The organism is Thermohalobaculum sediminis (assembly GCF_023487995.1).
In the GTDB taxonomy this organism is placed as follows: Bacteria; Pseudomonadota; Alphaproteobacteria; order Rhodobacterales; family Rhodobacteraceae; genus Thermohalobaculum; species Thermohalobaculum sediminis.
In genome coordinates this window covers 291,049-304,222 of record NZ_JAMFKN010000003.1, presented here as the reverse complement: position 1 = coordinate 304,222, position 13,174 = coordinate 291,049, and the positions used below count along the sequence as shown (strand labels likewise).

The window sequence follows — 13,174 nt, the reverse complement described above, 5'->3', positions numbered from 1 at the left end:
CCATGCTCGTCGCTGCGGCGCTGCAGGCCCCCACCGGTCATGCCGCCACGCCGGCCGAGTGCGCGCTGGTGATGGCGGGAACCGAGACCGAGGCGCGTCGTGCCTTCGAGGCCGGACTTGCCGAGCTGATCGCCGGCGTCGCGCCCGACCAGACGGCTTTGGCGGGCCGCGTGCGGGACCTTCAGCTTCTGCGCGCGCAGGACATGTTCGACCGGATCGCCCATCTCGCCGCCGAGCGCCCGCTTGCTTTCGAGGCCGAGGGCGGCGCGATCGCCTGGAGCGCGGAGGACGACGCGGGCTACATGGCGGACACCGCCCATGCCGCCCGGACCGAGCGGATCGCCCGGCTCGAAGGCGCGTTGGCCGATGATCCCGGGCGGGCGGATTTGCAGGCGCTCATTCGGAACGTCGTCTCGCGGCTCTTCGAGTTCCAGCGGCTGAGGGTCGATCTCGATGCCGCCCGAAGTGCCGCCGCCGCGGCCTTCGCCGCCTGCCGCGCCGGTTGAGGGCCCGTCGCAGCGGGGTTCTCAACGTCGCGGCATCAGCACCCAATAATCGAAATCGAGCACCACGCCCTCGGCATGCCGGCCGTCCGGCGCGCGGTGGGGGAAGTCCGCGGAAGTGCGGTTCTTCACCGCGACCAGCCGCAGCCTCAGCGCGCCGACCGACGGCACGGGCGTCGGGGCCTTGTCGAGCACCTCGGACCAGGCGCGCACCGTGTCGCCGGCAAAGCAGGGCGCGGTGTGCGCGCCGCCATTGATCGCCGCCACGATCTGCGCGTTGCCGAGCCCGTTGAAGCTGAGCCCGCGGGCGAGCGAGATGATGTGCCCGCCATAGATCAGGCGCGGCTCGCCGCCCCGCGCGGCCGGGTCGAAATGAACGCGCGCCGTGTTCTGCCAAAGGCGCGTCGCCATCATGTGCTCGGCCTCCTCGAGCATCACGCCGTCCACGTGGTCGATCTTCTCGCCCGGCTCGTAGTCGTCCCAGAAATGCGGCGAGCCAGCGAGGCGCGCGTCGTAGCCCGAGAAGCCGAGACCCTCGGGCACCACCAGATCGGCGGGCGCCACGGCGTCGGCGAGTTTCGGCACCACTGCCTCGGGCGGCGGCGCCGCCGCGTCGCGCTTCTTCACCATCACCCAGCGGCAATAGCGGATCACTGCCTCGGCACGCTGGTTGTAGCCGGTCGAGCGCACCCAGACGACGCCGGTGCGCCCGTTCGAGTTCTCGCGCAGGCCGATGACCTCGGAAATCGTGCTCAGCGTGTCGCCGGGAAAGACCGGCGTGAGGAACCGCCCCTCGGCATAGCCGAGATTGGCGACCGCGTTCAGCGAGATGTCGGGCACGGTCTTGCCGAACACGACGTGGAAGGCCGCGAGATCATCCAGCGGTGCGCGCGGCAGGCCGCAAGCGCGGGCGAACTCGTCGGAGGACGCCAGCGCGAAGCGCGAGGGGTAGAGCGCGGTCATGAGCGCCCGGTCCCCCTCGGTCACCGTGCGGGGCGTTGCATGGACGATCTCCTCGCCGACGCGGTAGTCCTCGAAGAAGCGGCCCGGATCGGTCTTTGCCATGGCGTTCGTCATCCTTCCCCATCCGGCCCGCGCTTGCTCGGGACGGGCGGCACGCGCCCCCTCGACGGGGGCGTGGGCCGCGCCTCAGAGCTGGCCGAGCTTCACGTCCGACGAATACTCGCCCTCGACCTCCTTCACCACGGCCTGCGCGCAACGCACCACGCCGCGGGCCGCATCGAAGGTGTAGGCGGGGCTGCCATAGAGCTCCCAGCCCGCGTTGAGCGCCGCCGTGACCTTGTGGCAGAAGGCCGAGGTGTCGTCCTCGGTCAGCAGGCGATAGGCCTTCATGCTCCCCCTCCCGGCAGGGGCGAGACCCCGGCCCACAGGTGCAGCATGGCGATGATGCCGAACACCACGACGGTGGCCACCGCATGGATCGCCCAGCCCTTCACCGTGCCGGGCGCCGGGCGCGCCCAGTCCTTGCCGTCGCGCTTGTTGATGCCGATCATCGCCACCACCGCCCAGGCGAGGATTCCGCCGAACAGCACCACCGAGGCGAGATCGCCATTGACCAGCAGGTGCGCCAGCGCCCAGGTCTTGGTGGCGATCAGCTGCGGGTGGCGCACCCGTGCCCGCACCCCGCTGGGAATGCCCTTGGCGATGAAGAAGAACACCGCCACCAGCATCAGCAGGTTGTTGAGGTGGACCAGATAGGCGGGCGGGAACCACAGGTTCACGAATTCCGCGCGCTGGTAGCCGATCACCATCAGCGCGACGGCCGCGACGCTGAGGGCCGCCATCACCCCCTTGGCCGGCCCCGCGCCCAGCCGCGCATCGAGTTCGGCGCGCCGCGCCGGTGCCTTGATCTTGAGAAGATGCGTCGCCCACCATAGGGCGAGGCCAAGGATGAGGATCGGCATGTCGTGCTCCCTGTCAGTCCGCTGCGGCCGCGAGGCGCGCGATCGCCTCGGCCTCGGCCAGAAGGCGGCGGGCGCTCTCGACATGGAGGTTCTCGACGATCCGCCCGTCCACCACCGCCACCCCCTCGCCCCGCGCCTCGGCCGCGGCGAAGGCTTCCACATAAGTGCGGGCTTGCGCAATCTCGGCGTCCGAGGGGGCGAAGACCTCGTTGGCGATCGCCAGCTGGTCGGGATGGATCAGCGTCTTGCCGTCCATGCCCATCTCGCGGCCCTGCAGGCAGGCGCGCCTCAGCCCCTCGGCGTCGCGGAAGGCGTTGTAGACGCCGTCGACGATGGCAAGCCCATGGGCGCGCGCCGCCAGCAGACAGAGCCCCAGCCCCGTGATCACCGGCAGCCGCATCTCGGTGTGCTGCGCGCGCAGGTCCTTCACGAGATCGTTCGTCCCCATCACGAGGCAGGCGAGCAGCGGATGCGCCCCCGCGATCTCGGGGGCGTTCAGCATCCCGAGCGGCGTCTCCATCATCGCCCAGATGCGGGTGTGGGGCTGCGCGCCAAGCCGCTCGAAGCCGAGCGCCACGTCGCGCACCATCCGCGCGCTCTCGACCTTCGGAACAAGCACCGCGTCGGGGCCCGCGGCCACGGCGGCGGCAAGGTCGTCGGCTCCCCATTCGGTGTCGAGCCCGTTGATTCGGATCAACACCTCGCGGGGCCCGAAGCCGCCCGCGCGCACGGCGCCGGCGACCATCTGGCGCGCGGCCAGCTTCTCGGCCGGTGCGACGGCGTCCTCGAGGTCGAGGATCAGCGCGTCGGCGGGCAGGCCGCGGGCCTTTTCCAGCGCGCGGGCCTTCGAGCCCGGCATGTAGAGGACCGAGCGGCGCGGGCGCGGGGCTTGGTTGGTCATCGGGCGGCCTCCCGGGCGCGACGTGTGAAACAATCTTGCGCGACTTCTATGCGTGCGGTGCAGCATCGCGCAAGGGGCGCGGGCGTCGCAACGGCCGCGCTTGACGACGTCCGGGCTTGCGCCGCAGCCTCGGCCTTCCGTGACCGAGCGAGGTGCCCCGAGATGACTGCCCGCGACCCGCTGCCGCCAGAAGGCGAAGGCCGCCCCGACCCCGAAGCCTTCGGCCGCGCGTTGGGGCCGGGGCTGGGCGTGAACCTGCTGGTCAGCGATGTCGGGCGCGCGGCGCTGTGGCAGGCCCGCGTGCTGGGGGCCGAGGTGGTTTACCGCGACGCCGATTTTGCCATCGTGCATGCGCATGGCTCGGTGTGGATGCTGCATCACGACCGCACCTATGGCCGCCACCCGATGGGCGGGATCGCCCGCGCGGGGGGGGCTGCGCGCGGCGCGGGGGCGGAACTGCGGCTCTATGGCCGCGACCCGGACGCGGCGGCGGTCGAGGCCGAAGCGCTGGCCGCGAGCCTTGGCGGCGGCGTGCTTGCCGGGCCCGCCGATAAGCCGCACGGGCTGAGGGAGGCCCATCTCGCCGACCCCGAGGGCTATGTCTGGGTCCCCTCGGTTCCCAAGCGCGGCTGAAGCGTTCACCCGGTCTTTACCGTTGCCGGCCAGTCTGGGCCGCGGCCCCGGAACGCGGGGCGCCGCGCCTGCGGCCACCCGAATCGCCGGGGGAAACCCCGGCAGGTCCGTCCGGGCGGGATGCTGCGCCGCAACTTTCGGGGGGATGCCGTGGAGCGTCTGCAGGACGCGCGGGACCGGCCCTTCGCGCCTGCGGCATCGGCGGCATCGGCGGCGCGCCCTCTTGCCATCAGGGGTCAAATCGGGCATGGCGCCCCGGTCTCGCCACCGCAAGGACCGCCTCGGCGGAGGCCGGCGCGCGATGGGGAGCAAGCGGTACGCCCGTCCCGCCACCGGGAGAGCGGGGCGCGCCTGCCATGCGGAGAGATTGGGAGACAACATCGATGGCCAGACGGAAAATCGCGCTGATCGGCGCCGGGCAGATCGGCGGCACGCTTGCGCATCTCGCCGGGCTCAAGGAACTCGGCGACGTCGTCCTGTTCGACATCGCCGAGGGGACACCGCAGGGCAAGGCGCTCGACATCGCGGAGTCGAGCCCGGTCGACGGGTTCGACGCGGCCTTCGCGGGCGCCAACGACTATTCCGCCATCGCGGGCGCCGATGTCTGCATCGTCACCGCCGGCGTGCCCCGCAAGCCGGGCATGAGCCGCGATGACCTGCTGGGCATCAACCTCAAGGTCATGCGCTCGGTGGGCGAGGGCATCCGCGAGCATGCGCCCGACGCCTTCGTGATCTGCATCACCAACCCGCTCGACGCCATGGTCTGGGCGCTCCAGAAGTATTCGGGCCTGCCGAAGGAGAAGGTCGTCGGCATGGCTGGTGTGCTCGATTCGGCGCGCTTCCGCTACTTCCTGGCCGAGGAGTTCGGCGTCTCGGTGAAGGACGTCACCGCCTTCGTGCTGGGCGGCCACGGCGACACCATGGTGCCGCTGACGCGCTACTCGACGGTCGCGGGCGTGCCGCTGCCCGACCTCGTGCAGATGGGCTGGACGACGCAGGAGCGGCTCGACGCCATCGTGCAGCGCACCCGCGACGGGGGCGCCGAGATCGTGGGGCTCCTGAAGACCGGCTCGGCCTTCTACGCCCCGGCGGCGTCGGCGATCGCGATGGCCGAGAGCTATCTCAAGGACCAGAAGCGGGTGCTGCCCTGCGCCGCCTGGGTCGAGAGCGCCTATGGGCTCAAGGGTCTCTATGTCGGCGTGCCCGTCGTGATCGGCGAGGGCGGCATCGAGCGGATCGTCGAGATCAAGCTGAACAAGGACGAGCAGGTGATGCTCGACAAGTCGGTCTCGGCGGTCGAGGGGCTGGTCGCCGCCTGCAAGGGGATCGACGGCGGCCTGGCCTGAGCAGGCCTCGGGAGCAGTAATCAGCGGACCGCGGGCAGCCAGCCCGCGGTCCGTCGTCGTTAGGGCCGGCCGCTGCGCCCGGTCCCGCCATGCATCGCGCGCAACAGCGCCATGCATGTTCCCGCCCCGTTTGGACTTGATCTCTCATGCTGCAATGCACAAATTCAGGGTGCAGCGCAAAAAGACGGTCCACGTCCGCTGCATCGGGAGGAAGACGCCCGTGACACATCGTGTGACGGAGGTTTTCCATGAGCAGACCGACCATCGACCAGATCCGCGCCCGCGAGGCGGGCGATATCCCTCGCATCAGCCCCGAGGTGATCGACGCGGCGATCCGCGAGGGCCAGCGCCTTCGGGCCGAGGCATTCGCGCGGTGGCTGCGTGCAGGCGCGTTAGCGGTGCGCGGACAGATCTCAGGCGCCACGTTGAGGTTCCGCCGCCGCCGTCTGGCGGGCTGACGCCGAGCCGTAGATGGGACCGGGGTGGCAGGGGCCTCCCCGGTCCGTGCGCATCTCCACTCCGCTTCTCTGCGCGCTCGCGGTCGGCGCGCCGGTCTGCGCCGCTCTGGCAGGCATTCCGCCGACCACCCGCCCGGTTCCGACATGTCCGGCCTTTCGTCGGCCTGGGACCCCGATCCGCGTTCGGGCGGACGATGTGGCCTCTCCGGGCGGTCGACGCTGGTAGACAGCTTGGTCGCTCTGGTATACCACATACCTGCCGTTTCGCGGACCGCAAGGTGGTCCGTTGTCACAGGGTGCATTGTGCAGTTGCAGCATGGCGCACCGCAAGCTAGAGGAAGGGCGCCAGACGGGCGGGATGCGACGGACGGGACGGCACTTCCGCGCCCCGATCGCGCCAACAGAGAACGAACCCAGGGCGGCGAGGCCGCGAACGCGATGGGGAGGGCGGAAAAGGCAATGAACATCCACGAATACCAGGCGAAACAGATCCTCAAGGAATACGGCGCGCCCGTCTCCCGCGGCGTACCGGTCCTCGATGCGTCCGAGGCGCGGCGCGCCGTCGAGACGCTGGGCGGCCCGGTCTGGGTCGTGAAGGCCCAGATCCACGCGGGCGGCCGCGGCAAGGGCAAGTTCAAGGAATCGGACGCCGGCGACAAGGGCGGCGTGCGGATCGCCAAGTCCGAGGACGAGGCCGTGGCATTCGTCGAGCAGATGCTGGGCAAGACGCTGGTCACGCACCAGACCGGCCCCTCGGGCAAGCAGGTGGGCCGCATCTATCTCGAGGAGGGGGCCGCCATCGCGCGCGAGCTCTACCTGTCGCTGCTCGTGGACCGCGAGACCTCGCGCATCTCGTTCATCGCCTCGACCGAGGGCGGCATGGACATCGAGGAGGTGGCGCACAACACCCCCGAGAAGATCCTGACCTTCAGCGTCGATCCCGCGACCGGCATCCAGCCCTTCCACGGCCGCAAGGTCGCCTTCGCGCTGGGCCTCTCGGGCAACGCGATGAAGCAGTGCGTGAAGCTGATCGACACGCTCTATCGCCTGTTCGTCGAGAAGGACTGCTCGCTGGTCGAGATCAACCCCCTCATCGTGACCGAGTCGGGCGACATCAAGTGCCTCGACTGCAAGATGAACTTCGACAGTAACGCGCTCTACCGCCACCCCGAGATCGTGGCCCTTCGCGACGAGACCGAGGAGGACCCCAAGGAGCTGGAAGCCTCGAAGTTCGATCTCAACTACATCGCGCTCGACGGCGAGATCGGCTGCATGGTGAATGGCGCGGGGCTGGCGATGGCCACGATGGACATCATCAAGCTCTACGGCTCCGAGCCCGCCAACTTCCTCGACGTGGGCGGCGGCGCGACCAAGGAGAAGGTGACGGAAGCCTTCAAGATCATCACCTCGGACCCCAAGGTGAAGGGGATCCTGGTCAACATCTTCGGCGGTATCATGCGCTGCGACGTGATCGCCGAGGGCGTGATCGCCGCGGTGCGCGAGGTCGGCCTCAAGGTGCCGCTGGTCGTGCGGCTGGAAGGCACGAACGTGGAACTCGGCAAGGACATCATCAACAAGTCGGGGCTCGACGTGATCGCCGCCGACAACCTGGCCGACGCGGCGAAGAAGATCGTGGCGGCCGTGAAGGGGGGTGCGTGATATGGCGGTTCTGGTCGACGAGAACACCAAGGTCATCTGCCAGGGCCTCACCGGCGCGCAGGGCACCTTCCACACCGAGCAGGCGATCGCCTACGGCACCCGGATGGTCGGCGGCGTCACGCCGGGCAAGGGCGGCTCGACCCATATCGGCCTGCCCGTCTTCGATACCGTGGCCGACGCCGTGGCAAAGACGGGCGCGGACGCGACCGCGATCTACGTGCCGCCCCCCTTCGCCGCGGACGCCATCCTCGAGGCGATCGACGCCGAGATCCCGCTGATCGTCTGCATCACTGAGGGCATCCCGGTGATGGACATGATGAAGGTCAAGCGCGCGCTGGGCGGGTCGGCCTCGCGGCTGATCGGCCCGAACTGCCCGGGAATCATCACCCCAGACGCCTGCAAGATCGGCATCATGCCGGGTCATATCCACCGGCGCGGTTCGGTGGGGATTGTGTCGCGGTCGGGCACGCTTACCTATGAGGCCGTGGCGCAGACCACCGCCGCGGGGCTGGGGCAGTCGACCTGCATCGGCATCGGCGGCGACCCGATCAAGGGGACCGAGCACATCGACGCGCTCGAGCTCCTGCTGGGCGATCCGGAGACCGAGTCGATCATCATGATCGGCGAGATTGGCGGCTCGGCCGAGGAGGACGCGGCCGCGTTCATCGCGGACGAGCGCAAGCGCGGCCGCTCGAAGCCCATCGCGGGCTTCATCGCCGGGCGCACGGCCCCCCCGGGCCGCCGGATGGGGCACGCGGGTGCCATCATTTCGGGGGGCAAGGGCGGCGCCGAGGACAAGATCGAGGCGATGCAATCCGCCGGGATTGTGGTCGCAGAAAGCCCCGCGGGCCTCGGAGAGGCTTTGCTTAAGGCGCTCGGTCGGTAAGGATAGGCGGGCGGCGCAGGCAAGCTGCGCCGCCCGCATCGCCAGAGCGGCCCCGTGAGAGGGCGGCATGGCAAAGGCAAGTGGGGCCTGGGAGATGCGGCCCTGTGACATCTGGGGAAAGGGGGGCTGCAAGGCCCTCCCGATTGGCGCGACCATGAACGATCAGAGCCAGAACTTTCAGCTTCACGCTTCGTCCTTCCTGCAAGGGCACAACGCCGAGTATGTCGAGCAGCTCTATGCGCGCTACGTCGCCGACCCCGCGTCGGTGGACCCGAGCTGGGCCGCCTGGTTCGCCGCGCTGGGGGATGACCCGAGCGCGGTGACCGCCGAGGCCGAGGGCGCGCCCTGGGAGCGGCGCGACTGGCCGCCCACGGCGAATGGCGAGCTGGTGGCCGCGCTCGACGGCCAGTGGGACCAGGTGCCGGGCGCCGCGAAGCTCGCGAAGAAGATCGAGGCCAAGGCGGCTGCCAAGGGCGACATGATCGACGCGGCCCAGATGCGCGCGGCCGTGCTCGATTCGATCCGGGCGATCATGTACATCCGCTCGTTCCGTTCGCGCGGGCACCTGGGCGCCGACCTCGACCCGCTGCGGCTGACGGGCCATGTCCAGCACCCAGAGTTCGACCCGCGCTTCTTCGGCTTCAAGGAGGCCGATCTCGACCGGCCGATCTTCATCGACAACGTGCTGGGCCTCGAATACGCCACCATGCGCGAGATCGAGGCGCTGCTGAAGCGGACCTACCAGGGGACCTTCGCGCTGCAGTTCATGCACCTGCAGGACCCCGAGCCCAAGTCCTGGCTGCAGCAGCGCATCGAAGGCTATGGCAAGGAAATCCAGTTCACCAAGCGGGGTCGCAAGGCGATCCTGAACAAGCTGGTCGAGGCCGAGGGCTTCGAGAAGTTCCTGCACGTGAAGTACACCGGCACCAAGCGCTTCGGCCTCGACGGCGGCGAGGCGCTGATCCCGGCGATGGAGCAGATCATCAAGCGCGGCGGTGCGCTGGGCGCCAAGGAGATCGTGATCGGCATGCCGCATCGCGGGCGCCTGTCGGTGCTGGCCAACGTCATGTCGAAGCCCTACCGGGCGATCTTCAACGAGTTCCAGGGCGGCAGCTTCAAGCCGCAGGATGTCGACGGCTCGGGCGACGTGAAGTATCACCTTGGCGCCTCGTCGGACCGCGAGTTCGACGGCAACACCGTGCATCTCAGCCTGACCGCGAACCCCAGCCACCTCGAGGCGGTGAACCCGGTCGTGCTGGGCAAGGTGCGCGCGAAGCAGGAGATCGCGGGCAACGACCGCACCAGCGTCATCCCGATCCTGCTGCATGGCGACGCGGCCTTCGCGGGGCAGGGCGTTGTGGCCGAGTGCTTCGGTCTCTCGGGCCTCAAGGGGCACCGCACGGGCGGCACCATTCACATCGTCGTCAACAACCAGATCGGCTTCACAACGGCGCCGCACCACTCGCGTTCGTCGCCTTATCCAACCGACATCGCCAAGATGGTGGACTGCCCCATCTTCCACGTGAACGGCGACGACCCCGAGGCGGTGGTCCACGCCGCCAAGGTGGCGACCGAGTTCCGCCAGCTGTTCCAGCGCGACGTGGTGATCGACATCTTCTGCTACCGCCGCTTCGGCCACAACGAGGGGGATGAACCGATGTTCACCCAGCCCCTCATGTACAAGGCGATCCGCAAGCAGAAGACGACCCTTCAGCTCTATACCGAGCGGCTGGTCGAGGATGGGCTGATCGACGCGGACGAGGTCGAGCAGGCCAAGGCCGCCTTCCAGTCCTTCCTGAACGACGAGTTCGAGGCGGCGAAGGACTACAAGCCGAACAAGGCCGACTGGCTGGACGGCCGCTGGTCGGGCCTGAGCAAGTCGGGCGAGGAATATCAGCGTGGCCAGACGGCGGTGCCGATGGAGACGCTGAGGCGCGTCGGCGCCGCGCTGACCCGGCTGCCGGCCGAGTTCAAGCCGCACCGGACGATCGAGCGCCTGCTGGAAGCCAAGAAGCAGATGATCGATTCCGGCGAGGGCATCGACTGGGCGACCGCCGAGGCGCTCGCCTTCGGCACGCTGCTGACCGAGGGCTACAAGGTCCGTCTCTCGGGGCAGGACTGCACCCGCGGCACCTTCAGCCAGCGCCATTCCGGCATCATCGACCAGGAGACCGAGGAGCGCTACTACCCGCTCAACCACATCATGGAGGGGCAGGCGGAATACGAGGTCATCGACTCGATGCTCTCGGAATACGCGGTGCTGGGCTATGAATACGGCTTCAGCCTCGCCGAGCCAAAGGCGCTGGTGCTGTGGGAGGCGCAGTTCGGCGACTTCGCCAACGGCGCCCAGATCATGATCGACCAGTTCATCAGCTCGGGCGAGCGCAAGTGGCTGCGCATGTCGGGCCTGGTGATGCTGCTGCCCCACGGCTTCGAGGGGCAGGGGCCCGAGCACTCCTCGGCCCGGCTCGAGCGCTACCTGCAGCTCTCGGCCGAGGACAACTGGATCGTCGCCAACTGCACGACGCCTGCGAACTACTTCCACATCCTGCGCCGCCAGCTTCACCGCAGCTTCCGCAAGCCGCTGGTGCTGATGACGCCGAAGTCGCTGCTGCGGCACAAGCGCTGCGTCTCGAAGCTCGAGGAAATGGCCGAAGGCTCGTCGTTCCATCGCGTGCTGTGGGACGATGCCGAGATGGGCGGCTCGGAGCTGAAGCTGAAGGCGGACGACCAGATCCGCCGCGTCGTGATCTGCTCGGGCAAGGTCTATTACGACCTGCTGGAAGAGCGCGACGCGCGCGGGCTCGATGACGTCTACCTGATGCGGCTCGAGCAGTTCTATCCCTTCCCGGCCCTCAGCCTCACGCGCGAGCTGCAGCGCTTCCGTAACGCCGATGTCGTGTGGTGCCAGGAGGAGCCGAAGAACCAGGGGGCATGGTTCTTCGTCGAGCCGAACATCGAATGGGTGCTGACGCGGATCGGCGCCAAGGTGTCGCGGCCGGTCTATGCTGGCCGCGCGGCCTCGGCCTCGCCTGCGACCGGGCTCGCAAGCCAGCACAAGGCCGAGCAGGACGCGCTGGTCAACGCCGCGCTCACGCTCTGAACGGATCAAGGGGACACAGAGTATGACCATCGAAGTCAGGGTTCCGACGCTGGGCGAATCGGTGACCGAGGCGACCGTCGCGACCTGGTTCAAGCAGCCTGGCGAGGCGGTTGCCGCCGACGAGATGCTGTGCGAGCTCGAGACCGACAAGGTGACCGTCGAGGTGCCCTCGCCCGCCGCCGGCGTGATGGGCGAGCATGTCGCCAAGGCGGGCGAGACCGTGGGGGTGGATGCGCTCCTTGCCACGATCGAGGACGGCGCAGGCGCTGCGGCGAAGCCCGCCGCGAAGGCGGCGCCCGAGCCCGCGGCGGCGAGCGTGCCCGAACCCGGCGCCGGCCCCACCGCGGTCGAGCCGCGCGCCGATGTCGAGGATGCGCCCTCGGCGAAGAAGGCGATGGCCGAGGCGGGGCTCAGCCGCGATCAGGTCGACGGCACTGGACGGGATGGCCGCGTCATGAAGGAGGACGTGGCCCGCGCCGCCGCTGCCCCGCGCCCGGCGGCCGCCGCGCCGGCGGCCCCGGTGCCGGCCGCCCCCTCGGCGCCCGCCGCCGCGCCCGAGCGCGAGAAGCGGGTGAAGATGACCCGGCTGCGCCAGACCATCGCGCGCCGCCTGAAGGAGGCCCAGAACACCGCCGCCATGCTGACCACCTACAACGAGGTGGACATGTCGGGCGTGATGGGCATCCGCAACGAGTTCAAGGACATCTTCGAGAAGAAGCACGGCGTGAAGCTGGGCTTCATGTCCTTCTTCGTGAAGGCCTGCTGCCACGCGCTGAAGGAGATCCCGGCGGTCAATGCCGAGATCGACGGCGACGAGATCGTCTACAAGAACTACTGCCATGTCGGCGTCGCGGTCGGCACGCCCTCGGGCCTCGTCGTGCCCGTGGTGCGCGATGCCGACGCCATGAGCTTCGCCGAGATCGAGAAGAAGATAGCCGAGTTCGGCGTGAAGGCCCGCGACGGCAAGCTGTCGATGGCCGAGATGCAGGGCGGCACCTTCACCATCTCGAACGGCGGCGTCTATGGCTCGCTGATGTCCTCGCCGATCCTGAACCCGCCGCAGTCGGGCATCCTGGGCATGCACAAGATCCAGGAGCGCCCGATGGTCGTGGGCGGGCAGATCGTGGCGCGGCCGATGATGTACCTGGCGCTGAGCTATGACCACCGGATCATCGACGGCAAGGAGGCGGTGACCTTCCTCGTGCGGGTCAAGGAAAGCCTCGAGGATCCGCGCCGCCTGCTGATGGATCTCTGAGACCCGGGGGGCGGTGGCGGATGACGGGATGGGCACATGCCACACTCCGCATCCGCGACGCCGCCGTGCCGCGGCTGATGGCCGTGGTCGGGCCCATGGGGGCCATCGGCGCGGTTGCGGCGCTGAGCATGCGCCAGGCGCTGGGGATGCCGCCGCAACTGGGCTACCTGTTCGCCGCGGTCATCGCGCTCGTCATCGGCATCGTGATGGTCTGGGCGCGCTGGCGGCTGAGGCGGGGGAACGGGGCAGTGACCGAGATGGGCATCCTCGCGACGCTGCATGCGCTGGCCGGGGCGCTGGCGCTGCGGGCGGTGCTGGGGCCCAATGGCGCTCCGGTCGCTGCAGCGGGGTTCGTCGCAGTCTATGCGCCGATGATGGCGGCGCTGCTGGCCTGGTGCGCGCGCGTGCCGATCGGGGCCGCGCGCGACCCGGGGAGCGCCTGACGCGAGGCGCTGGGGAATGGGCGCCCGGATGGGCGATCAGGGCTTGACGCAGGGGCGCCCGG

Annotated in this window: 13 protein-coding genes; 9 read left to right on the top strand and 4 right to left on the bottom strand. The window is 69.4% G+C overall.

Annotated elements, in window-relative coordinates:
• The first annotated feature begins 2 nt into the window (after positions 1-2).
• A complete protein-coding gene (locus M1105_RS08570; protein ID WP_249579930.1) occupies positions 3-506 on the top strand; it encodes a hypothetical protein in 504 nt (167 codons plus the stop codon).
• A 21-nt stretch (positions 507-527) separates the two neighbouring features.
• Here the strand turns inward: M1105_RS08570 and M1105_RS08565 are convergent, their stop codons facing one another.
• From M1105_RS08565 to M1105_RS08550, 4 genes are all read right to left on the bottom strand, one after another.
• Positions 528-1,568: a MaoC family dehydratase gene (locus M1105_RS08565; RefSeq protein ID WP_249579929.1), complete on the bottom strand. Its 1,041-nt coding sequence runs from the start codon at positions 1,566-1,568 to the stop codon at positions 528-530.
• 84 nt (positions 1,569-1,652) lie between these two features.
• Positions 1,653-1,856, bottom strand: a complete 204-nt coding sequence (locus tag M1105_RS08560) for a DUF1737 domain-containing protein (RefSeq protein WP_249579928.1) — start codon at positions 1,854-1,856, stop codon at positions 1,653-1,655.
• Positions 1,853-2,428: an NnrU family protein gene (locus M1105_RS08555; protein ID WP_249579927.1), complete on the bottom strand. Its 576-nt coding sequence runs from the start codon at positions 2,426-2,428 to the stop codon at positions 1,853-1,855. Before M1105_RS08555 ends, M1105_RS08560 begins: the two co-directional genes overlap by 4 nt.
• A gap of 13 nt (positions 2,429-2,441) precedes the next feature.
• On the bottom strand, positions 2,442-3,329 hold the full coding sequence (locus M1105_RS08550; protein WP_249579926.1) for an HpcH/HpaI aldolase/citrate lyase family protein: 888 nt from the start codon (positions 3,327-3,329) through the stop codon (positions 2,442-2,444).
• A gap of 162 nt (positions 3,330-3,491) precedes the next feature.
• Between M1105_RS08550 and M1105_RS08545 the strand changes: the two genes are divergently transcribed.
• From M1105_RS08545 to M1105_RS08510, 8 genes are all read left to right on the top strand, one after another.
• Positions 3,492-3,962, top strand: a complete 471-nt coding sequence (locus tag M1105_RS08545) for a VOC family protein (RefSeq protein WP_249579925.1) — start codon at positions 3,492-3,494, stop codon at positions 3,960-3,962.
• 383 nt (positions 3,963-4,345) lie between these two features.
• Positions 4,346-5,308, top strand: a complete 963-nt coding sequence (mdh, locus tag M1105_RS08540; protein WP_249579924.1) for a malate dehydrogenase — start codon at positions 4,346-4,348, stop codon at positions 5,306-5,308.
• Positions 5,309-5,556: 248 nt separating this feature from the next.
• Positions 5,557-5,766 (top strand): autophagy-related protein 101, encoded by a 210-nt coding sequence (locus M1105_RS08535; RefSeq protein WP_249579923.1) that lies wholly within the window; start codon positions 5,557-5,559, stop codon positions 5,764-5,766.
• 459 nt (positions 5,767-6,225) lie between these two features.
• The gene (gene sucC, locus M1105_RS08530; RefSeq protein ID WP_249579922.1) at positions 6,226-7,425 is read left to right on the top strand and encodes an ADP-forming succinate--CoA ligase subunit beta; all 1,200 of its coding nucleotides are present in this window, start codon (positions 6,226-6,228) and stop codon (positions 7,423-7,425) included.
• Position 7,426: 1 nt separating this feature from the next.
• Complete coding sequence (gene sucD, locus M1105_RS08525; protein WP_249579921.1) at positions 7,427-8,311, top strand: succinate--CoA ligase subunit alpha; 885 nt, start codon at positions 7,427-7,429, stop codon at positions 8,309-8,311.
• 154 nt (positions 8,312-8,465) lie between these two features.
• Positions 8,466-11,414 carry a 2-oxoglutarate dehydrogenase E1 component gene (locus M1105_RS08520; protein WP_249580163.1) on the top strand — a complete coding sequence of 983 codons (2,949 nt, stop codon included), beginning with the start codon at positions 8,466-8,468 and terminating at the stop codon, positions 11,412-11,414.
• 22 nt (positions 11,415-11,436) lie between these two features.
• Complete coding sequence (gene odhB, locus M1105_RS08515; protein WP_249579920.1) at positions 11,437-12,669, top strand: 2-oxoglutarate dehydrogenase complex dihydrolipoyllysine-residue succinyltransferase; 1,233 nt, start codon at positions 11,437-11,439, stop codon at positions 12,667-12,669.
• Between the two features lie 20 nt (positions 12,670-12,689).
• Complete coding sequence (locus M1105_RS08510; RefSeq protein WP_249579919.1) at positions 12,690-13,112, top strand: hypothetical protein; 423 nt, start codon at positions 12,690-12,692, stop codon at positions 13,110-13,112.
• Positions 13,113-13,174 lie beyond the last annotated feature (62 nt).